This is a genomic window from Marinobacter sp. F4206, assembly GCF_019392195.1.
In the GTDB taxonomy this organism is placed as follows: domain Bacteria; phylum Pseudomonadota; class Gammaproteobacteria; order Pseudomonadales; family Oleiphilaceae; genus Marinobacter.
Window position 1 is genome coordinate 821,745 of sequence record NZ_JAHXKI010000002.1, and the last position, 20,638, is coordinate 842,382.

Sequence of the window (20,638 nt, forward strand, 5' to 3'; positions counted from 1 at the left end):
GATTCCAGAAAACAGCCCCTGTGGATTCCCGAAACGGGCTGATTTCAAAGAATGATAAATCTATATCAAAATTTTTTGATATGGCTATTGATTGACCACCGGAACCCACCTACACTTCGCAACCATGACATCCATGAACGCACACGCGAACGACCTGTCCTCCGTGGACGCCCTGGCCCCGATCTTCAAGGCAAGCGGCGACCCACTGCGCCTGGAGATCCTGCGTGTGCTGCGCCGGGACACCTTCGGCGTACTGGAGCTGAGCCAGCTCTTCGAGATGCGCCAGTCCGGGATGAGCCACCACCTGAAGGTGATGCACAAGGCCGGCCTGCTGGAGCCGCAGCGTGAGGGCAACGCGATCTTCTATCGTCGCCCCCTGCATCTGGACAGCGACAAGTTGACGGACCAGACCATTCGCCAGATCTTCGAAACCGTGGACAAGGTGGAGCTGCCGGCCCATCTGCAGGCGAAGATCGAAGCCATCCGGACCCAGAGGGCGGACCAGTCCCAGGTCTTCTTTGCCCGGCACGCGGAGCAGTTCCGGGAGCAGCAGGAACTGATTGCGGCCTTCGACCTGTACGCCGAACCGGTAGCGGAGTTGTTGCGCAAGCGCGCGGCCAAACAGTCGTGGCAAACCACTCTGGAAATCGGACCGGGCGAAGGGGCCTTTCTCAAGGTGCTGTCTGAACTGTCCAGTCACGTCGTTGCCCTGGACAACAGCCGGGATATGCTCGCCAAGGCCACCCGGACCTGCATCGACGAGCGACTGAACAACGTGGACATGATTGAGGGCGTGACCGACACCCTGCTCGCCCGGGGCGACGCCTTTGATCTGGTGGTTGCCAACATGGTCCTGCACCACGTGCCCAGCCCGGCGGATATCTTTCTGGACGCGGCGGCCCTGATGAACAACGGCGGCTGCCTGGTGATCAGCGAACTGTGCAGCCACGACCAGGACTGGGCCAAGGAAAACTGCGGCGACCTCTGGCTCGGCTTCGAGCCGGAAGAGCTGACAGCCTGGGCCGCGGAGGCGGGATTGAACGCCGGAGAACAACTGTTTATCGGCCTGCGCAATGGTTTCCAGGTGCAGGTCCGGGAGTTCTGGAAGACATCGAGCCAGTCCTGAAAAGGGGCCGGCGAAAGGGAATATCAAAAAACTTTGATATGGGTGTAAGTAGTACTACGTATACCCGCAAAACACCAACAACGCGGTCACCGGCACCTGTCATTTTTGACACCCACCGGTACGAATTTGAATCGCTCAACGAGGAGCAATGCTATGGCTGACTACAACATCTTCACTTCCGAGTCGGTTTCCGAAGGCCATCCGGACAAACTCGCGGACCAGATTTCCGACGCGGTTCTGGATGCCATCCTGACCGATGACCCGCACGCCCGCGTGGCCTGCGAAACCATGGTTAAAACCGGTGTTGCCATCGTAGGCGGCGAAATCACCACCAGCGCCTGGGTGGATCTGGAAGACCTGGTACGTGGCGTGATCAAGGACATCGGCTACACCTCCTCGGAAGTTGGCTATGACGGTGACACCTGTGGCGTGATCAACATTATCGGCAAGCAGTCCGTCGACATTGCCCAGGGCGTTGACCGCCAGAAGCCGGAAGATCAGGGTGCCGGCGACCAGGGCCTGATGTTCGGTTATGCCAGCAACGAAACCGACGTACTGATGCCCGCTCCCATCACCTTCTCGCACCGTCTGGTCCAGCGCCAGGCCGAGGCCCGCAAGAGCGGCTTGCTGCCATGGCTGCGTCCGGATGCCAAGAGTCAGGTAACCTGCCGTTATGAGAACGGCCGTGTTGCCGGCATCGACGCCGTGGTGCTGTCCACCCAGCACGATGAAGACGTAACCCAGGCCGACCTGAAAGAAGCGGTGATGGAACTGATCGTCAAGCATGCCCTGCCGGCAGAGCTGCTGCACAAGGACACCCAGTTCCACATCAACCCGACCGGTAAGTTCGTGATCGGTGGCCCGGTTGGTGACTGTGGCCTGACCGGACGCAAGATCATCGTCGACACCTACGGCGGCATGGCCCGCCATGGTGGCGGTGCGTTCTCCGGCAAGGATCCGTCCAAGGTTGACCGCTCCGCCGCCTACGCAGGCCGTTACGTTGCCAAGAACATCGTTGCGGCCGGCCTGGCCGACAAGTGTGAGATCCAGGTGTCCTACGCCATCGGCGTGGCGCAGCCGACGTCTATCTCCCTGAACACCTTCGGCACCGGCAAGATCAGCGACGACAAGATCGTCCAGCTGGTACGCGAGCACTTCGACCTGCGCCCGTACGCGATCACCAACATGCTCGACCTGCTGCACCCCATGTACCAGGCCACCGCAGCATACGGCCACTTTGGCCGCGAGCCGTTCGTGATGACCGTTGGCGGCAAATCCTTTACCGCCTTCCCGTGGGAAAAGACCGATCGCGCGGCGTCACTGAAAGACGCCGCTGGTATCTGAATCTGTTTCGGGCGTATGTCAGATAGCATGCGCCCAACCCAAAATGACTGACAGGAGAACATCCATGAGCACTCCGGCAGAACAACTGAACAAGTTTGACGACTACAAAGTCCGTGACATTTCCCTGGCCGGCTGGGGCCGCAAGGAAATCAACATCGCCGAAGGCGAGATGCCGGCCCTGATCAAGCTCCGCGAGAAGTACAAAGCCGAGCAGCCACTGAAAGGCGCTAATATCATGGGCTGCATCCACATGACCATCCAGACCGCTGTGCTGATCGAGACGCTGATCGAGCTGGGCGCCTCTGTACGCTGGTCCTCCTGCAACATCTTCTCTACCCAGGACCAGGCCGCTGCCGCCATCGCGGCCCAGGGCATCCCGGTCTTCGCCTGGAAAGGCGAAACTGATGAAGAGTACGACTGGTGCCTGGAGCGCACCGTTGGTGCCGACGTCGACGGCTGGGAACCGAACATGATCCTGGATGACGGTGGCGATCTGACCGCCCTGCTCCACGAGAAATACCCGGAGATCCTGGCCAACTGCCACGGCGTCACCGAAGAAACCACCACCGGCGTTCATCGCCTGCAGGAAATGCTGCGCGAAGGTACCCTGAAAGTGCCGGCCATCAACGTGAACGATGCCGTCACCAAGTCAAAGAACGACAACAAGTACGGCTGTCGCCACAGCCTGAACGATGCCATCAAGCGTGCCACCGACCACTTGCTGGCTGGCAAGAAAGCCCTGGTGATCGGCTACGGTGACGTGGGCAAGGGCTCGGCCGCGTCCCTGCGCCAGGAAGGCATGATCGTGAAGGTGACCGAGGCCGATCCGATCTGTGCCATGCAGGCCTGCATGGACGGTTTCGAAGTGGTTTCTCCGTACCTCGAGGGCGTTAACACCGGCACCGAAGCCGGCGTCGACAAGGCCTTGCTGCAGAATACCGATCTGTTGGTCACCACCACCGGCAACATGAACGTGTGCGATGCGCACATGCTCAAGGCGCTCAAAAGCGGCGCCGTGGTGTGCAACATCGGCCACTTCGACAACGAGATCGACACCGCCTACATGCGCAAGAACTGGGAGTGGGACGAGGTCAAACCTCAGGTCCATGTGGTATACCGCGACAAGGCTGCCAACGATCACCTGATCCTGCTGTCCGAAGGCCGCCTGGTGAACCTGGGTAATGCGACCGGCCACCCGTCCCGGATCATGGACGGTTCCTTCGCCAACCAGGTACTGGCCCAGATGTACCTGTTCGAGCGCAAGTTTGCTGACCTTCCGGAAGACGCGCGGGAGAAAGGCGTTTACGTGCAGGTTCTGCCGAAGCACCTGGACGAGGAAGTGGCCCGCGCCATGGTTGAAGGCTTTGGCGGCGTGATGACCAAGATGACGCCGGAGCAGGCGAAATACATCGGCGTACCGGTCGAAGGCCCGTACAAGCCAGAAAGCTACAAGTACTGATCGGACGGGATCATGGAAAGTCAGACACAGTTCAAGCGCCGCTTCAGCTTTGAGTTTTTTCCGCCCAAGACCGATCAGGGCAAGGAAAAGCTGAAGAATGTGCGCAATCAGCTGGCCGAGGTGGACCCGGATTTTTTCTCGGTCACCTTCGGTGCCGGCGGTTCCACCCGGGACCGAACCATTGAGACCGTGCTCAACCTGCATTCCCAGGGCATTTCCACAGCGCCCCACCTCTCCTGCGTGGGCGGTACCCGCCAGGAAATCGGCGAACTGCTGGATGTGTATAAAGAGAACGGCATCAACCGGATTGTTGCCCTGCGGGGCGACATGCCCTCGGGCATGGGGGCAGCCGGCGAGTTGCGCTACGCCAACGAGCTGGTGGAGTTCATTCGCGAGCACAGCGGCGACACCTTCAATCTGGAGGTGGCAGCCTATCCGGAGTTCCACCCTCAGGCCCGCAACGCAGAAGAAGACCTGAAGAACTTTGCCCGCAAGGTGAAGGCCGGCGCCAACAGCGCCATTACCCAGTACTTCTTCAATGCGGACAGCTACTTTTACTTCATCGACCGTCTGGAGAAGATGAACGTCACCATTCCGGTGGTTCCGGGCATCATGCCCATCGTCAACTTCTCCAATCTGGTCCGGTTCTCTGACATGTGCGGTGCGGAGATCCCCCGCTGGATTCGCAAGCAGCTGGAAGCTTACGGTGACGACACCGACAGCATCCGCAAGTTCGGCGAAGAAGTGGTCACCAACATGTGTGAAAAGCTACTCGAGGCCGGCGCGCCCGGCCTGCACTTTTACACACTGAACCAGGCGGCACCGAGCCTGAACATCTGGAAAAACCTCGGCATCAACGAACGGGAAAAGATCTCGTTCTAATCACGCTCTGGCAGCCACGAAAAAGGGCGCTGGCCGACACGCACGTGCGTTGACGGCCAGCGCCCTTTTTCTACCCATACTAATAGTATCAGCAGCGATCCCGACTACCGGCTAATGGATTGATTGTTGATCATCTCACTGAGGTTGGTGACCTGCACTGACATACCTTTCTGGCTCGGCGGGTATTCTTCGAAGGTCTGCACAAACCTGGCAATGCCTTTCCCTGCCTGCCCCAGAATCCAGCTCCGGTTCTCGGCCCACTCGTCGTAGCCGCGTGCCTCGATGAAGCGCTCGAAAGGATCCAGCTTCAGATTGATCACAATAGGCGTGGACAGGGGGGTCTGTTCTGCCCGGAACCATTCTTCCTGATCGATGAACAACAGCTTCCAGTCGCCATAGCGCATACCGTGGAAGACCGTCTCGGTGAAGTAGAAGAACTCCTTGCGATTGCTCTTGCCGTTGTTGAGTAGGAGATCGCTCTGATCGTAGCCGTCCAGGTGAACTTTGTAGTCCTTCCCACCGATTTCCATTCCATCAAGCAGGTCTTCCTTGATGTCATCGTCGCCGACCCAGGCCATCAGCGTGGGCACCCAGTCCTCCATGGTCATGAATTCCCCGGTGTGGGTTGCCGCCGGAACCCTGTCCTTCCACTTCACCAGCATCGGCACCCGAAAGCCGCCTTCCCAGCCGCCAACCCCCTTCTCGCCATGGAAGGGATGGTTGCCGCCATCGGGCCAGGAATTGGAAGGGGCTCCGTTGTCGGTGGAGAACATCACGATGGTGTTGTCGTCTACTTCAAGCTCCTCTAGAAGCTTGAGCAGTTCGCCAACGTCGTCATCCAGTTCCATCATGCCGTCCGCGTAGAGTCCGTAACCGCTCTTACCTTCATACTCCTCGTTGAGGTTGGTGCGGTAATGCATGCGGGTAGTGTTGTGCCAGACGAAGAACGGCTTGTCGTCATTGACCGCCTCCTTGATGAAGCGCTTGGACTCCTCCAGAACGTCCTGGTCAAGATTCCGCTGAACCTCCCGACCCCAGGGGCCAAGGTCCTTGATCTCCTGTGTACCGTCCGGCATCGCCCTGGAGTGGATGATACCCCGCTGCTTGAGTCCATACTTCTCCAGCACCTCTTCATCTTTGGGGTAGTCATACTGCTCCGGGTATTCGCCGGCGTTAAGATGGTAGAGGATACCGTAAAATTCGTCGAAGCCGTGGGCGGTGGGAAGATGCTCATCGCGATCGCCAAGGTGGTTCTTGCCGAACTGGCCGGTGGCATAGCCATGATCCTTGAGCATCTGTGCGAGAGTCGGGTCACTGTCCTGAATCCCCTCCTTGGCTCCTGGCAGGCCAACCGTGGTCAAGCCGGTGCGGATCGGATACTGACCGGTGATGAAGGCCGCCCGCCCCGCCGTACAGGAGGCCTGGGCATAATGATCCATGAAGATCATGCCTTCGGTGGCAAGGCTGTCGATATTGGGGGTGGAGCCCCCCATCATTCCGCGATGATAGGCGCTGATATTCCACATTCCGACGTCGTCACCCCAGATGATGAGGATATTGGGCTTATCCGCTGCGGTGGCGGGCGCCAGGGAAAGGAACGTCAACGCGCAGGCCACCAGGGCAATCCGAAACATCTCCATTGCATAAGACTCCATCAAAAAGGTTTTATGGGGGCGCCTCGAACAGAAATCCTGCAATCTGCCGTGACCGACTCCCGCCTCGAACTCAGTTTAGACCACCCTTTGTATCCCGCTACCAGGCAGCACTTCGGAGGCATGATCCCCGGCGCATTTAGGCCTGCGCCTGCAAATTGCTGATCATTCAGCTAAACTCCCTGCGATGCAGTTCCATTAACGCTCCCCGGCGTTCACAGTCACCAGCCGTGATTGCCGGCCTGCCTTACCGGGCATACGGGGCATCATAAAAAAGCGAAAGGAGAAAGCATGAGTACAAAATGGCTGAAAACAGTTGGCGCCAGCCTGGCACTCACCGTCGCCGCAGGAACCGTCAGCGCAGAGACCCTGCGCGTCGTGACTGACCCGAGTTTTGTTCCGTTCGAAATGATGGATCAGGAAACCGGCGAGATGATCGGTTTCGACATGGAAATCATCCGCGAGGTGGGCAAGCGTGCCGGCTTCGAGATCGACCTCAACACCATGGATTTCAACGGCATCATCCCGGCCCTGCAGACCGGCAACGTGGATATCGCCATTGCCGGCATCACAATCACCGAAGAGCGTGAGCAGATTGTTGATTTCTCCGACCCGTATTATGACTCCGGTCTGCGCATTCTGGTGCGCGAGGGCGAAGACAGTGTGAAGGCCCTGGAAGATCTTGAAGGCAAGAAGATCGGCACCAAGATCGGCTCCACCAGTTACGATTACCTGATGAAGAACATCGAACAGGACGACGGCGTGACCCCGTATCCGGGCAGCTCCGACATGTACATGGCTCTGATGTCACGCGCCATTGATGCGGTGTTCTATGACGCTCCGAACGTTGGCTATTTCGCCCGCACCAAGGGTGAAGGCAAGGTCATGACCGTTGGCAAACTGTACGAAGGTCAGCAGTACGGCATTGCGCTCAAGGACGGCAGCGAATGGGTTGACGACGTCAACGACGCTCTGGCTTCCATGAAGGAAGACGGCACCTACAAGACCATTTACGAGAAGTGGTTTGGCCCGATGCCGGAAGGCATGTAAGGGCAACCGGACCTTCAGGGTCTGATTCCCTGCGCCGGGGTGGCACCACCCCGGCTATTCCTGACTGCAAAACCCTTCGGAGATTCTCACTGTGGAATTCCAGTTTCAGTTCGACTGGCAAGCAGCCATCGACTCTATCCCTTTTCTCATCAAAGGGATTCCCTACACTCTGTTGATCTCATTCGGCGGCCTGCTTATCGGCTTCGCCCTGGGCATCTTCTTTGGCCTTCTGAGCATCAACAAAAAATGGTTCCTGCGCTGGCCGGCGACCGCCTACATCGAAATTTTTCGCGGCACGCCTATCCTGGTCCAGGTACTGTTCATTTTCTACGGCCTGCCTGACCTGATCGGCGGCCCCATTGAGCCGCTGACCGCCGGCATTGCGGCCATCGCCCTGAACTCCGGCGCCTACATTTCAGAGGTTGTGCGTGGTGGCGTCCAGTCCATCGACAAGGGCCAGACCGAAGCCGGGCTTTCCCTTGGCCTGTCCCGGACCCAGACCTTCTGGTCCATCATCTGGCCCCAGGCGTTCCGCCGGATGATCCCGCCCCTCGGCAACCAGGCCATCGTCAGTATCAAGGACACCTCCCTGTTCTCGGTCATTGGCGTCGGCGAACTGGTCCGCCAGGGCCAGATCTACATCGCCAATACCTTCACCGCGTTTGAGGTGTATTTCGTGGTCGCGATCCTGTATCTCGCCATCACCCTCTCATTGTCCCTGATCCTCCGCTATGTTGAGCGGCGCGGTCTGGCCTCTGTCTGAAGGAAAGCGACTCATGACTGATATCGTAGAAATGAAGGGCATGAACAAGTACTTCGGCAAGCTGCATGTCCTGAAAGACATTGACCTGACGGTCGCCAAAGGCGAAGTGGTGGTGGTCATCGGCGCCAGTGGCTCTGGCAAATCCACCCTGATCCGCTGCGTCAACGGTCTCGAAGAGTTTGAATCCGGCCACCTCAAGGTGGATGGGCACCCGCTTGCGCCGAAGAGCGGCAATCCGAAATCCCTGGCCGAGATCCGCAAGGAAGTCGGCATGGTGTTCCAGCAGTTCAACCTGTTCCCGCATCTGACGGTGAAAAGAAACATCATGCTGGCGCCGAAAAAGGTTAAGAGCACCTCGGAAACGGTCGCCAACGCTACCGCTGAACGACTGCTGAACCGGGTCGGGATCGGTAACCAGGCGGACAAGTACCCAAGCCAGCTGTCTGGCGGTCAGCAGCAACGGGTGGCCATTGCCCGGGCACTGGCCATGGAACCGCGGCTGATGCTGTTCGACGAGCCCACCTCGGCACTGGATCCCGAAATGATCGGCGAGGTGCTGGACGTCATGCGCGAACTGGCCAAGGAAGGGATGACCATGATGGTTGTCACCCACGAAATGGGCTTTGCCCGCGAGGTGGCCGATCGGGTGATCTACATCCACGAAGGCCAGATTGTGGAACAGGGCAAGCCGCACGACGTGTTCGACAACCCTCAGAATGAGCGCACCCAGGCGTTCCTGTCCCGGGTTCTCGCCCACTGATCACGGTTTCGCCCTGACCGGCTGATGTGCATGTCTCCACGCTCGATCCTGGTGTGGAGACCATCCGCCGGCCCCTCTCCCATGGCAAGGTGGCCAGCTCGCGCTGTTAACTGTAATATCCGCTCAGGTTAACAGCCGACATTTTGAACCTGACAGCCAGACCGGAGATTCACCATGCGCAACGCCGATCTCGTCGCCCGCGGCCTCAAGTCCGTGTGGCACCCCTGCACCCAGATGAAAGACCACGAAACGCTCCCCCTGGTCCCCATCAAACGCGGCGAAGGCGTCTGGCTGGAGGATTTCGAGAACAACCGGTACATCGATGCGGTCAGCTCCTGGTGGGTCAACCTGTTCGGGCATGCCAATCCAAGAATTAACGCGGCCATCCAGGAACAGGTCAGCCAGCTGGAACACGTCATCCTTGCGGGCTTTACCCATGAGCCGGTGGTGAATCTATCCGAACGCCTGATCGAAGTGACCCCGGAAGGCCTGAACAAGTGCTTCTACGCGGACAACGGCTCCTCGGCGATCGAAGCCGCACTCAAAATGAGCTTTCACTACTGGAAGAACCACGGCAGGCCGGGGAAGAAAAACTTCGTGAACCTGAGCAACAGCTACCACGGGGAAACCCTCGGGGCGCTGGCACTCGGTGATGTGGCGCTGTACAAGGACACCTACCAGCCTCTATTAATGGAAGTCCTCACCGCCCCCTCCCCCGATGCCTTTAACAAAGAGGCGGGCGAGACCGACGAGGCCTACGCCCTGCGTCAGTTCGAGGCCATGGAAAAGCTGCTGGCCGAGAAGCACGACGAAATCTGCGCCGTGGTGGTGGAACCCCTGATCCAGTGTGCTGGTGGTATGCGCATGCACCACCCGATCTACCACACCAAATTGCGTGAAGCCTGCGACCGCTACGGTGTGCACCTGATCGCCGACGAGATTGCCGTCGGCTTTGGCCGCACCGGCACCCTGTTTGCCTGCGAACAGTCCGGCATCACCCCGGACTTCATGTGCCTGTCCAAGGGGCTAACGGCCGGCTACCTGCCATTGTCCGTGGTACTCACCACCGACAACGTCTACAACGCCTTCTACGACGATTACGAAACCCTGAAAGCCTTCCTTCACTCCCACAGCTACACCGGCAACCCCATCGGCTGCGCCGTGGCACTGGCCACCCTGGATATCTTCCGGGACGACAACGTCATCGAAAGCAATCGCCGGCTTTCCGCCTGCATGGCGGATTCCGTGGCGCACCTGGCCGACCACCCCAACGTTGGCGATATCCGCCAACACGGCATGACCCTGGCGGTGGAAATGGTCAAGGACAAAGCCTCCAAAACGCCTTTCCCGTGGCAGGAGCGCCGCGGCATTCGGGTTTATCAACACTCGCTGACCCGCCAGGCCTTGCTTCGCCCCCTGGGTAATGTGGTTTACTTCATGCCGCCTTACGTCATCACCGAAGACCAGATCCGCCACCTGGCACAGGTGGCGACCGAGGGCATCGAAATCGCCGTCCGGGACTGATCAGGGAACACAGGCATGCGCATCCCCAGAATTTACACCGACTCGCCGCTGAGCAGCGGCGCCACAGCCGAGCTGGACGACAACGCCGCCCAGCATGTCGGACGGGTGCTGCGCATGCAGCCGGGACAGGAACTGCGCCTGTTCAACGGCGACGGCCAGGACTACCCGGCCACCATAACAGCCGCCGGCAAAAAGCAGGTGGAGGTGATGGTGGGCCCTCCGGAGACCAATCCCACCGAATCGCCCCTGGAAATTGTCCTGGGGCAGACCCTGTCCAAAGGCGACCGCATGGATTACGCCGTCCAGAAAGCCGTGGAGATGGGCGTCACCCGCATCGTGCCCCTCACCACCGAACGCTGCGACGTGAAACTGAAAGGCGATCGGGAAGACAAACGCCTGAGACACTGGCAATCGGTGGCCGTCAGTGCCGCCGAGCAGTGCGGCCGGGCCAGGGTTCCCGACATTCTGCCCGTTATGACAGTCGCGCAATGGCTCGAATACAGCCGCGACTGCGACATCCGGCTGGTACTGCACCACCGCACCGAACAGTCCCTGAGCGCCATGACAAAACCTGGCCGCGTTGCGCTCATGATTGGCCCGGAAGGCGGGCTATCCGCGGACGAGATTGCCCTGGCTGAGCAAGACGGGTTTCTGCCAGTTGCCCTCGGACCGCGCGTACTCAGGACCGAAACCGCACCGGTTGCGGCCATGGCCCTGTGCCAATGGCTGTGGGGCGATATCGGAGAACCGGCCTAACGGCCGTAACGCCGTCTCAGACTGGCACCCAAGTCATTGACAGCACTCACCTCGACCAACATTATCCGGGTCTGACGACATGACTGATGCGAGTAGCGGATGACTAGCTTGTTCACCACCCCCGAATTCTGGCAGTACCTCAGCATTCCCATCATTGCTGCCCTGATCGGCTGGACCACCAACTGGCTCGCCATCAAAATGACTTTTTACCCGCTGGAATTCATCGGCAAGCCCCCCCTTCTGGGCTGGCAGGGCATCATCCCCTCCAAGGCCCGAAAAATGGCGGCCATCAGCGTCGACGCCACCATCTCCAAGATCGGCACCGTGCGGGAAATCTTCCAGCAGATCGACCCCAAGGTCCTCGCCACCCACATTGTTCATTCTGTCGAACCGCGCATCGAAGAATACGTCGATGAGATGATGCTACGGGAACACCCGACCTTCTGGGAAAACCTGCCCGCCTCCGCCCGCAACATGGTGTATGACCGGGTCCGGAAATCCACGCCACAACTGGTGGATAACCTGGTAGAGGACGTTTCCGCGAACATTGAGGACCTGCTCGACATCAAAGGCATGGTGATCGAACGGCTGGCCAGCGACAAACAGCTGCTGAACCGCATCTTCCTGGAATGTGGTCAGGTGGAGTTCCGTTTCATCGTCAATTCCGGGCTGTATTTCGGGTTCCTATTCGGCCTGATCCAGATGACGGTCTGGTACTTTTACCAGAGCTGGTGGGTGCTGCCGTTCTTCGGCCTGCTGGTAGGCTGGGCCACCAACTGGATTGCCCTGAACGTCATCTTCCGCCCGCTGCACGCCAAAAGGGTCGGGCCTTTCCGTATCCAGGGCCTGTTCCTGAAACGCCAGCCCGCAGTCGCGGAATCCTTCTGCCACATCGTGACCCATGAAATCCTCACCGTGGGCAACATCATCAACGCGATTCTGGATGGGCCGAAAGGCGACCGTGCGCGCAACATGGTGAAAAAGCACATCAAGCCGCTGGTGGACGAAACCGCCGGCCTGGGCAAGGCCCTCACCCAGGTGGCCTTCGGTCCCACCGGGTTTGCCACCCTGAAACACCAGGTGGGTGAAAAAGCGATCGAAATCTCACAAACCTCTTTCAACAACCCGGTCTTCGAGAAGGACCGGGCCCGGGCGGTTGAATCGATCATGGTGGAACGCATGATCGCCCTCTCCTCCGAAGAATTTCAGGACCTGCTCCGGCCCTGCTTCCAGGAAGACGAGATCAAGCTGATACTGGTGGGCGCGTTCCTGGGCATGGCCGCGGGTATCTGCCAGTTGGTGTTCGTGTTTGGTCAATCGGTAATGTAATCGATAGCCTTAATCAATCAGTCCTTTGCTGTGCAACCATTGGGTCGCCGACTATACTGCGCGCAGTTGGATGCGTACTTTATGACGACTGATTGGCCCGGAGGCAAGGGATGCCAGGTTTTCTGTCCTGGATTTCAGGATTATTTTCACACCCACAGCCGGCGGCGCCGGCACCAGAGCCGCGACTTTTCAACCCGGCCCAGGACCAATCCGAAAATGACGACCCGGAAACAGGCGCACTGCTCGCCCGGCAACTGGAAGAGCATCTGTTCTGCTGGCTGCTTGATGTTGAGCCGTCTGAGCTGGAAGGAGATCTTTCTTCTGCCACGGAGGTTCTTGAGGAACTGGAACATCGCCTGAGTGCTGGGCGAATGGAAGAACTTCCCCGGCAACCCATGAGCCTTCCCATGCTGATGCGCGCGCTGTCAGACGATGCCGCCGACCGCCACAGCCTGACCGAGATCATCCTTGGCGACCCGGCTCTGACCGACCAGCTGCTGCAAATAGCCAACAGCCCCTATTTTCGCCATGGCGAGCACACAATCGACTCGGTTGACCAGGCGGTCTTTCTGCTCGGAGTGGACGGCATTCGCAACGTGGTCTCCGCCGCCGTCATGCGCCCCATGATGGCGGCCCGAAATAGCCGGGAGGCGCTGTTTGCCCAAAGAGTCTGGCGCTGGGGGCTGACCTGCGCACGTGCCTCCGAACTGAGCGCCCGGGCACAGGAGGCTGATTCCAGCGCACATTTTATGGCAGGACTCCTGCCAGCGCTGGCCTACATCACCGTTCGCCGGGAATTGCACCGGATCTGCAGGGCTCGTCTGAAATGCGATCCCGATCCGGCCCTGACCCGGCACGCACTGGCACGTCACCAATGGGCAACCAGTCAACTCCTGGCCAACGAGTGGCACCTTCCTCCCAAGTTCAACGCCCTGCTCCTCGCCGCCGAGCGACCGGCGCCCCGGCAAACCCAGACGGCGCTGAACGATGGCATGATCATCGGGACCCGGGAAGTGCTGCAGCATGCCAACCAGCACAGTCTGGCCGAAGAGGACCTTCCGAAAGTGCTCCGGCTGGCGCCGGAGCAGATCGATCAGTTGCGGCAATCCTTGCGGGCAATGCTTCAGGAAGGCGGACGGTCAGCTGTGCGAGTGTGAGACCGTCTCTTTCTCAGCCTCTTCAATGGTTTCTTCAACCGTCCTGCCCGCTTTCAGAAGTTCCGCAAAGGATGTTGAGAGTCGTTCCTCGGTTCCGTGCAGTAGATCGAACGGCAGGTAAACCGGCAGCCGGTCGACCACACGGTCTTCATCACGACGGACAACCTTCAACACGTCAGCAAGGGATATCCCGTCCAGGCTTCGGCCCGGCACCAGCTGGTCTCCCTGACGTCCGGCCAGCGACAGCAACCCGGCACGGATCAGCTTGTCGCTCACGCCCCGGGTAACCTCACCGGGCACCCGCAACCGGTGCTCAAGCACTTCCTGCTGCGGGGCTCTCTCACCGTCACTGAACGGTTTAGCCACCATCCACATCAATGCCAGGGCCACCTTTTCCTGTAGCTCCGGCGCTAACTGGACCTTCTCCCGCTTGGCCACCGAACCGGGGTTCTGTAGGTAGAACGCCAGACTGGCGCCAAGGAGCAGGATCATCCAGTTCAGGTAGGTCCAGATCAGCAGAATGATCCCGATGGCAAAGCTGGAGTAGATGGCCGCATATTTGGCGGAGCCGGCCACAAACGAGGCAAACAGCATTCCGCCGGCCTGCCAGGACACGCCCGCGACCAAGCCGCCGATAAAGGCATAGCGAAGCTTCACCCGGGTGTTGGGCATAAAGATGTAGACGAAGGTGAAGGCGCCCACTACCAGGAAAAAGGGCGTGAACCGGCTGATCACCAGGATAAGCGAACCAAAGGGCTCGATATCCATCAGCGCCTGAACATAGGTAGAGGAGAAGATGGTGGCACTGGCACCAATGGCGGAGACCATCAACAGGGGGCCTACCATGATGACGCTCAGGTAATTACTGAAGCGCTGGGCCATGGAGCGCATGTCCGGCACCCGCCAGATCATGTTGAAGGAGCGCTCGATCTTCTGAAGCAGCGAGATCACCGTGTACACCAGCAGCGCCAGCCCCACCGAGCCCAGCACGCCAACTTTCATGTTGTCGACGAAACCCAATATCTTTTCCGCCAGTTCGATGCCCTGCGGGCCCATCGGCTCAAAGAACTGGAACAGAAACGGCTCCATCCGTTGGTGTACCCCCAGGGCCTTTAGCACCGAGAAACTCAGGGCCAACAGGGGAACGATGCTGAGCAGCGTGGTGTAGACCAGACTCATGGCGTGCAGGGTCAGCTGCCCACTCACGACATCCCGGACCAGGGCATAGGCCGAGCGCCCTACCTTGTAGAGCCAGGTCCACGGCCAGCTTTGTGGCGGATTCGGGTTTGCCAGGATCCAGTCTTCCGCCGACTGAAGCCGTTCTCGAAATTGGAATGAAGCCACTGAACACCCTGCTATGGAAAAGTTTTATACAGATTATCAGGCAGATACCCGACACAACAGAGTATGGTCGATTCCCAACTTTTTGCGACCAAAAAACTTTTAACTATAACCATATCAATTTTAATCACTTCCAATCATAAAGGCTCTTCTGTACAACGACGCGCACACGTGACTGTAGTATACGAACGGGTGTTCACTTATGCGTCTGAAACTTGCACTGGCCGCGATCACGGCCCTCGTCCCGGCCTCTGCGCTGGCAACCAACGGGTATTTCAGCCATGGATACGGCACCATTAATAAAGGCATGGCCGGCGCCGGAAGCGCCCTGTCCCAGGACAGCATCGCCGCCGCCACCAACCCAGCGGGCATGGCCTTCATTGGCACCCGGATTGACGGTGGTGTTGAGGTGTTTTCGCCAAAACGGAAGTACTCGGTAGACGGCAATCCGGCCCAGAACGACATGTTCCCCCTGACCCCGGGTACCTACGAAAGCAGCCGCGATGCATTTGCCATTCCCCATTTCGGCTTCAACCGGTCGCTGTCTGATAACACAGCGTTCGGCGTCTCGGTGTTCGCCAACGGCGGCATGAATACCGACTATCCGGGCGGCAATGGTGGTCCTTTCTACGCTGGCCGTACCGGCGTCAACCTCGAGCAACTGTTCATTGCCCCAACCTGGTCGTGGGAGTTTTCCGATAATCAGGCGATCGGTATTTCACCGGTGTTCGCGTATCAGCGCTTCGAGGCAGAAGGCCTCCAGGGCTTTGCCGCCTTCTCCTCTGACGGCGGCGCGGTATCGAATCAGGGTACCGACGATGCCTGGGGTTACGGTTACCAGATCGGCTGGCAGGGCGAAATCACCGACACCCTCCGGGGTGGGATAAGCTGGCGCAACATCCTGAAGATGGACGAGTTCGACAAATACCGCGGCCTGTTCGCCGAACAGGGGGACTTCGACATTCCGCAGATGTTTAACGCCGGCATTGCCTGGTCAGGCATTCCGGATCACTGGTTCCTGCTGGACGTTCAGCACATCCGCTACAGCGAGATCAACAGTGTCGGCAACCCGCTCCTGCCCAACCTGATGACTGCGCCCCTCGGGGCGGATCAGGGTGCCGGTTTCGGCTGGGATGACATGACCATCGTCAAGCTTGGCTGGCAGTGGCAGCAAACCCCCAGTCACGCCTGGCGCGCTGGTGTGAGTTATGGTGAAAACCCGATCTCCGATGAGGACGTGCTTCTGAACATCCTCGCGCCGGGGATTCAGGAATGGCATTTCACCGGCGGCTTCACCCATAACGTCACCAGCAACCTGGAACTGTCTGGCATGGCCTTCTTCTCACCCAAAAACAAGGTGACAGGGCCGAACCCACTGGCAGCCAACCAGACCATCACCCTCGAAATGCACCAGCTTGGCGCCTCTGCGAGCGTGGGCTGGACCTTCTGATAGGGTAATAAGCTCCCGACAAAAAGCCCCGGCCAAACCCGGGGCTTTTTTATCACGGTACTCAGGCGACCGACGCAAGATTCCGCGCCGTAATATCCACAATGCGTTGCCGGGCCTCGCGACTTGCCCAGGCCGAGTGTGGTGTGATGATCAGGTTCGGAATGTCGTTCGCCAGAAGCGGGTTACCGTTGCGCGGCGGCTCCTCGGTCAGCACGTCAAAGCCGGCGCCGCCAATCTCTCCGGCCCGAAGTGCATCCGCCAGCGCCTGCTCATTCACCAGCCCCCCGCGACTGGTGTTGATCAACAGTGCGTCGTTTTTCATCATCTTCAGCTCCCGCGCCCCAATCAGGTCCCGGGTCTCGTCGGTGAGCAGGCAATGCAGTGACAGCACATCCGCCTGCGGCAGGAGCTCGTCCAGAGGCAGCCGCGGGTAACCATCCACCTCGCCGGCTGACTGTCCGGGCCGTGCGCCCAGCAGAATTTTCATGCCGAAGGCCTCGGCGCGCTCGATCACGCCCTGCCCCAGATCGCCATACCCCACCACGCCCAGGGTGCGCCCTTCCAGCTCCAGGATCGGATGATCCATCAGGCAGAACATGTCGCTCTTGCCCCAGCGACCGGCTCGCAGGTCCCGGTCGTAATCCAGCAACCGGGTCGCCAGCGCCAAGATCAGCGCCATGGTGTGCTGGGCGACGGTGGACCGACCGTAATTGGTGACATTCAGCACACGAACGCCGTGCTCCTTCGCCGCTGCCTGGTCAATGTTGTTCAGACCCGTGGCAACCACGGCGATGGTGTTGAGCTCCGGGCAGGCCTCGAAATGCTCCCGCGTCAGCACCACCTTGTTGACGATCACCGTATCAAAGCCGCGGATACGCTCGAGCACCTCACCCGGCGCGGTTTTGCCATGCTTCACCAGATCTCCGGTGATACGCTCAATCGGGGTAAGGTCGACATCACTGCCCAACGTGTTGGCATCAAGGAATACGGCTTTCATACTTTTCTCCTGAATCAAGACAGGCAAAGATTAGGGTAGACTGAACCAAACGTCCAAATCGGGGAGAGCAAAACCATGGAACACCAGTTCTGGCACGAACGCTGGGCCAAGAAGGAAATCGGCTTTCACGAGGGCACGGTCAACCAGTACCTGTATGACCACTGGCCGGAACTGGCCGGCAAAGCCACCAGTGCCGTCTTCGTTCCGCTCTGCGGCAAGGCCCACGACATGTGGTGGCTCCACGACCGCGGTCACCCGGTGATTGGCGTCGAGCTCAGCGACGTGGCCTGCAAGGACTTTTTCGAGGAAGGCGGCGAGAAAGCCAAGGTCCATCCGGGCGAACCCTTCACCACCTTCAAGCACGACGACCTGCAACTCTGGTGCGGCGACTTCTTCCAGCTGGTGCCGGACGACCTCAAACACATCCGTCTGGTTTATGACCGCGCCGCACTGATCGCCCTGCCCCCGCACATGCGCAAAGGCTACGTCGAACACCTGACCGCAATCATCCCCGACGGCACCAAAATCCTGCTGATCACCCTCGATTACGACACTGAGATCAAGGGGCCTCCGTTCAACGTCAGCGACGACGAAGTCCGGGAACTCTATTCAGGGGACTACGAGATTGAGCACATCCTCACCAACACCCTGGCTAAGGACCATCCGTTCACCAAGCGCAAAGGCCTGGCTGGCGCCACCGAAAGCGTGTTTCGTCTGACCAAACGGTAACCTTCAAATCGCGTTACCGCATGTAGCGCGACCGGCGTGTGTGAGGGGACTTCCTGCAATGTCTTGTTTGTCTGAGCAAAAGCGAGTTTCAACAAGACATTGCAGGAAGTCCCCTCGCGCGCTCCAGCCATCAAACTCCCGCCTGACGTAACACAATTTAATGAACCTTAACCACTTCCCCACTGTCCAATTTTTCGAGCGTGAACTAAGCTCAGATTAAGCAAGCCGCCGTAGCAGAGTGATCGCAGGGCAGCTTGCAAGTATCCATTCCTTCCACCCATAACTAAACAGACCGCCCAGACCGGCGGAACCGATGCAACGGGGACATTGCGTGAACTAAGAGCCGACTATAAGAGAGCAAGCGAGGGGCTATCTATGACTATCATGCAGCACTTTAAAGACAGGTATGAGAGTACCCAGGAAGAAGAATTCAGCCTGGAGGAATACCTGGAGATCTGCAAAAAGGACCCAACGGCCTACGCCACGGCCGCTGAGAGAATGCTAATTGCCATCGGCGAACCCGAACTCGTCGACACCTCTCGTGACCCCCGCTTGTCACGCATCTTCTCCAACAAGGTTATCAAGCGATACCCTGAATTTTCCGAGTTCTACGGCATGGAAGACGCCGTGGAAAATATCGTGTCCTTCTTTCGCCATGCCGCCCAGGGCCTGGAAGAAAAGAAACAGATCCTGTACCTGCTCGGCCCGGTGGGCGGCGGCAAGTCCTCCCTCGCGGAAAAGCTCAAGTCTCTGATGCAGAAGGTGCCCTTTTATTCCATCAAGGGCTCGCCGGTGAACGAATCGCCACTCGGCCTGTTCGATCCATCGGAAGACGCCCAGATCCTCGAAGAGGAATACGGGATCCCGTCCCGGTACCTGACCTCCATCATGTCACCCTGGGCGGTCAAGCGCCTGCATGAGTTTGGCGGCGATATCAGCCAGTTCCGGGTGGTCAAGAAATACCCCTCGGTACTCGACCAGATCGGCGTATCGAAAACCGAGCCAGGGGACGACAACAACCAGGACATCTCCGCCCTGGTCGGCAAGGTCAACATCCGCATGCTGGAAGATTTCTCCCAGGATGATCCGGACGCCTACAGCTTCAGCGGCGGCCTGTGCAAGGCCAACCAGGGGCTTCTGGAATTCGTGGAAATGTTCAAGGCACCGATCAAGGTCCTGCACCCGTTGCTGACCGCGACCCAGGAAGGCAACTACAACACCACCGAAGGTATGGGTTCGGTGCCCTTCGATGGCGTAATCCTGGCCCACTCCAATGAATCCGAGTGGCAGACGTTCCGCAACAACAAGCACAACGAGGCCTTCCTTGACCGGGTGTACATCGTCAAGGTGCCCTATTGTGTGCGGGTGACCGAAGAGATCGAAATCTACAAGAAGCTGCTGAAAAACAGTTCCCTGTCTGGCGCACCCTGCGCTCCCGACACACTGGACATGCTCGCGCAATTCACCGTGCTGTCGCGCATCAAGGAGCCGGAGAACTCCAGCATTTTCTCGAAGATGCGAGTCTACGACGGCCAGAACATCAAGGACACCGACCCCAAGGCCAAGTCGATCCAGGAGTACCGCGATGCGGCCGGGGTGAATGAGGGCATGGACGGGCTGTCCACACGCTTCGCGTTCAAGATCCTGTCCAAGGTGTTCAACTTCGACACCGCAGAAGTGGCGGCCAACCCGGTCCACCTGCTGTATGTGATCGAGAAACAGATTGAGCAGGAGCAGTACCCGGCCGAGGTCCAGGAACGCTATCTGCGCTTCATCAAGGAATTCCTGGCGCCGCATTATGTCCAGTTCATTGGCAAGGAGATCCAGACCGCCTACCTCGAAAGCTACAGCGAGTACGGGCAGAACCTGTTTGACCGCTACGTCACCTACGCCGACTTCTGGATTCAGGACCAGGAATACCGCGACCCGGAAACCGGCGAGATCCTCGACCGCTCTTCCATTAATGACGAACTGGAGAAGATCGAGAAGCCCGCGGGCATCAGCAACCCGAAAGATTTCCGCAACGAAGTGGTCAACTTCGTACTCCGGGCCCGGGCCAATAATCAGGGACGCAATCCGTCTTGGCTCAGCTATGAGAAGCTGCGCAGTGTGATCGAGAAGAAAATGTTCTCGAACACCGAAGACCTGTTGCCGGTTATCTCGTTCAACCCGAAAGCCAGCCAGGAAGATCAGAAGAAGCACAAGCAGTTCGTCGAGCGCATGGTCGACCGAGGCTACACGGAGAAACAGGTACGTCTGCTTGCAGAATGGTATCTGAGGGTTCGCAAGTCTCACTAAGTCAGCGACCAAGTGCTGAAC

Annotated in this window: 17 protein-coding genes; 14 read left to right on the plus strand and 3 right to left on the minus strand. The window is 58.8% G+C overall.

Translation table 11 applies throughout. From position 1 onward, the window contains the following. The first annotated feature begins 124 nt into the window (after positions 1 to 124). The 4 genes from KZO34_RS06225 (at position 125) to metF (ending at position 4,811) form a co-directional block, all read left to right on the plus strand. A complete protein-coding gene (locus tag KZO34_RS06225) occupies positions 125 to 1,126 on the plus strand; it encodes a metalloregulator ArsR/SmtB family transcription factor (protein ID WP_219474501.1) in 1,002 nt (333 codons plus the stop codon). Between the two features lie 153 nt (positions 1,127 to 1,279). Next, complete coding sequence (gene metK / locus KZO34_RS06230; protein ID WP_219474504.1) at positions 1,280 to 2,470, plus strand: methionine adenosyltransferase; 1,191 nt, start codon at positions 1,280 to 1,282, stop codon at positions 2,468 to 2,470. Between the two features lie 64 nt (positions 2,471 to 2,534). Next, complete coding sequence (gene ahcY / locus KZO34_RS06235) at positions 2,535 to 3,929, plus strand: adenosylhomocysteinase (RefSeq protein WP_219474507.1); 1,395 nt, start codon at positions 2,535 to 2,537, stop codon at positions 3,927 to 3,929. 12 nt (positions 3,930 to 3,941) lie between these two features. Continuing rightward, complete coding sequence (metF, locus tag KZO34_RS06240) at positions 3,942 to 4,811, plus strand: methylenetetrahydrofolate reductase [NAD(P)H] (protein ID WP_219474509.1); 870 nt, start codon at positions 3,942 to 3,944, stop codon at positions 4,809 to 4,811. Between the two features lie 104 nt (positions 4,812 to 4,915). On the opposite strand, the gene KZO34_RS06245 is transcribed toward metF, so the two are convergent. After that, complete coding sequence (locus KZO34_RS06245; protein ID WP_257900213.1) at positions 4,916 to 6,451, minus strand: arylsulfatase; 1,536 nt, start codon at positions 6,449 to 6,451, stop codon at positions 4,916 to 4,918. A 303-nt stretch (positions 6,452 to 6,754) separates the two neighbouring features. Here KZO34_RS06245 and KZO34_RS06250 point away from each other — a divergent pair, with 303 nt between their 5' ends. The 7 genes from KZO34_RS06250 to KZO34_RS06280 all read left to right on the plus strand — a co-directional run bounded on the left by KZO34_RS06250 (position 6,755) and on the right by KZO34_RS06280 (position 13,802). Beyond that, positions 6,755 to 7,513, plus strand: coding sequence for a transporter substrate-binding domain-containing protein (locus KZO34_RS06250; RefSeq protein ID WP_219474511.1), 759 nt, complete (start codon positions 6,755 to 6,757; stop codon positions 7,511 to 7,513). A gap of 91 nt (positions 7,514 to 7,604) precedes the next feature. After that, on the plus strand, positions 7,605 to 8,276 hold the full coding sequence (locus KZO34_RS06255) for an amino acid ABC transporter permease (RefSeq protein ID WP_219474513.1): 672 nt from the start codon (positions 7,605 to 7,607) through the stop codon (positions 8,274 to 8,276). 13 nt (positions 8,277 to 8,289) lie between these two features. Then, positions 8,290 to 9,036, plus strand: a complete 747-nt coding sequence (locus tag KZO34_RS06260; protein WP_257900214.1) for an amino acid ABC transporter ATP-binding protein — start codon at positions 8,290 to 8,292, stop codon at positions 9,034 to 9,036. Between the two features lie 174 nt (positions 9,037 to 9,210). Beyond that, a complete protein-coding gene (locus KZO34_RS06265) occupies positions 9,211 to 10,560 on the plus strand; it encodes an adenosylmethionine--8-amino-7-oxononanoate transaminase (RefSeq protein WP_219474517.1) in 1,350 nt (449 codons plus the stop codon). A gap of 15 nt (positions 10,561 to 10,575) precedes the next feature. After that, positions 10,576 to 11,316 carry a 16S rRNA (uracil(1498)-N(3))-methyltransferase gene (locus tag KZO34_RS06270; protein WP_219474522.1) on the plus strand — a complete coding sequence of 247 codons (741 nt, stop codon included), beginning with the start codon at positions 10,576 to 10,578 and terminating at the stop codon, positions 11,314 to 11,316. Positions 11,317 to 11,415: 99 nt separating this feature from the next. Beyond that, positions 11,416 to 12,645: a DUF445 domain-containing protein gene (locus tag KZO34_RS06275; protein ID WP_219474525.1), complete on the plus strand. Its 1,230-nt coding sequence runs from the start codon at positions 11,416 to 11,418 to the stop codon at positions 12,643 to 12,645. 110 nt (positions 12,646 to 12,755) lie between these two features. Then, positions 12,756 to 13,802: an HDOD domain-containing protein gene (locus KZO34_RS06280; RefSeq protein ID WP_219474529.1), complete on the plus strand. Its 1,047-nt coding sequence runs from the start codon at positions 12,756 to 12,758 to the stop codon at positions 13,800 to 13,802. Here KZO34_RS06280 and KZO34_RS06285 read toward each other — a convergent pair. Then, positions 13,785 to 15,146 carry a YihY/virulence factor BrkB family protein gene (locus KZO34_RS06285; protein WP_219474532.1) on the minus strand — a complete coding sequence of 454 codons (1,362 nt, stop codon included), beginning with the start codon at positions 15,144 to 15,146 and terminating at the stop codon, positions 13,785 to 13,787. The genes KZO34_RS06280 and KZO34_RS06285 overlap by 18 nt on opposite strands. Before the next feature lie 199 nt (positions 15,147 to 15,345). Here KZO34_RS06285 and KZO34_RS06290 point away from each other — a divergent pair, with 199 nt between their 5' ends. Further along, the gene (locus KZO34_RS06290) at positions 15,346 to 16,593 is read left to right on the plus strand and encodes an OmpP1/FadL family transporter (protein WP_219474535.1); all 1,248 of its coding nucleotides are present in this window, start codon (positions 15,346 to 15,348) and stop codon (positions 16,591 to 16,593) included. Positions 16,594 to 16,654: 61 nt separating this feature from the next. Here the strand turns inward: KZO34_RS06290 and KZO34_RS06295 are convergent, their stop codons facing one another. Next, positions 16,655 to 17,590, minus strand: coding sequence for a D-2-hydroxyacid dehydrogenase (locus tag KZO34_RS06295; RefSeq protein ID WP_219474539.1), 936 nt, complete (start codon positions 17,588 to 17,590; stop codon positions 16,655 to 16,657). Between the two features lie 75 nt (positions 17,591 to 17,665). On the opposite strand from KZO34_RS06295, the gene tmpT reads away from it, so the two are divergent. Next, on the plus strand, positions 17,666 to 18,319 hold the full coding sequence (gene tmpT, locus KZO34_RS06300) for a thiopurine S-methyltransferase (protein WP_219474542.1): 654 nt from the start codon (positions 17,666 to 17,668) through the stop codon (positions 18,317 to 18,319). Positions 18,320 to 18,694: 375 nt separating this feature from the next. Further along, entirely contained in the window at positions 18,695 to 20,617 is a 1,923-nt protein-coding gene (locus KZO34_RS06305; protein ID WP_219474545.1) for a PrkA family serine protein kinase, read from the plus strand. Positions 20,618 to 20,638 lie beyond the last annotated feature (21 nt).

What these genes read in the sequence shown, in the direction of transcription:
- KZO34_RS06225 (WP_219474501.1), top strand. Translation starts at nt 125, where the DNA reads ATGACATCCATGAACGCACACGCGAACGACCTGTCCTCCGTGGACGCC.
- metK (WP_219474504.1), top strand. Translation starts at nt 1,280, where the DNA reads ATGGCTGACTACAACATCTTCACTTCCGAGTCGGTTTCCGAAGGCCAT.
- ahcY (WP_219474507.1), top strand. Translation starts at nt 2,535, where the DNA reads ATGAGCACTCCGGCAGAACAACTGAACAAGTTTGACGACTACAAAGTC.
- metF (WP_219474509.1), top strand. Translation starts at nt 3,942, where the DNA reads ATGGAAAGTCAGACACAGTTCAAGCGCCGCTTCAGCTTTGAGTTTTTT.
- KZO34_RS06245 (WP_257900213.1), bottom strand. Translation starts at nt 6,451, where the DNA reads ATGGAGATGTTTCGGATTGCCCTGGTGGCCTGCGCGTTGACGTTCCTT.
- KZO34_RS06250 (WP_219474511.1), top strand. Translation starts at nt 6,755, where the DNA reads ATGAGTACAAAATGGCTGAAAACAGTTGGCGCCAGCCTGGCACTCACC.
- KZO34_RS06260 (WP_257900214.1), top strand. Translation starts at nt 8,290, where the DNA reads ATGACTGATATCGTAGAAATGAAGGGCATGAACAAGTACTTCGGCAAG.
- KZO34_RS06265 (WP_219474517.1), top strand. Translation starts at nt 9,211, where the DNA reads ATGCGCAACGCCGATCTCGTCGCCCGCGGCCTCAAGTCCGTGTGGCAC.
- KZO34_RS06270 (WP_219474522.1), top strand. Translation starts at nt 10,576, where the DNA reads ATGCGCATCCCCAGAATTTACACCGACTCGCCGCTGAGCAGCGGCGCC.
- KZO34_RS06275 (WP_219474525.1), top strand. Translation starts at nt 11,416, where the DNA reads ATGACTAGCTTGTTCACCACCCCCGAATTCTGGCAGTACCTCAGCATT.
- KZO34_RS06280 (WP_219474529.1), top strand. Translation starts at nt 12,756, where the DNA reads ATGCCAGGTTTTCTGTCCTGGATTTCAGGATTATTTTCACACCCACAG.
- KZO34_RS06290 (WP_219474535.1), top strand. Translation starts at nt 15,346, where the DNA reads ATGCGTCTGAAACTTGCACTGGCCGCGATCACGGCCCTCGTCCCGGCC.
- KZO34_RS06295 (WP_219474539.1), bottom strand. Translation starts at nt 17,590, where the DNA reads ATGAAAGCCGTATTCCTTGATGCCAACACGTTGGGCAGTGATGTCGAC.
- tmpT (WP_219474542.1), top strand. Translation starts at nt 17,666, where the DNA reads ATGGAACACCAGTTCTGGCACGAACGCTGGGCCAAGAAGGAAATCGGC.
- KZO34_RS06305 (WP_219474545.1), top strand. Translation starts at nt 18,695, where the DNA reads ATGACTATCATGCAGCACTTTAAAGACAGGTATGAGAGTACCCAGGAA.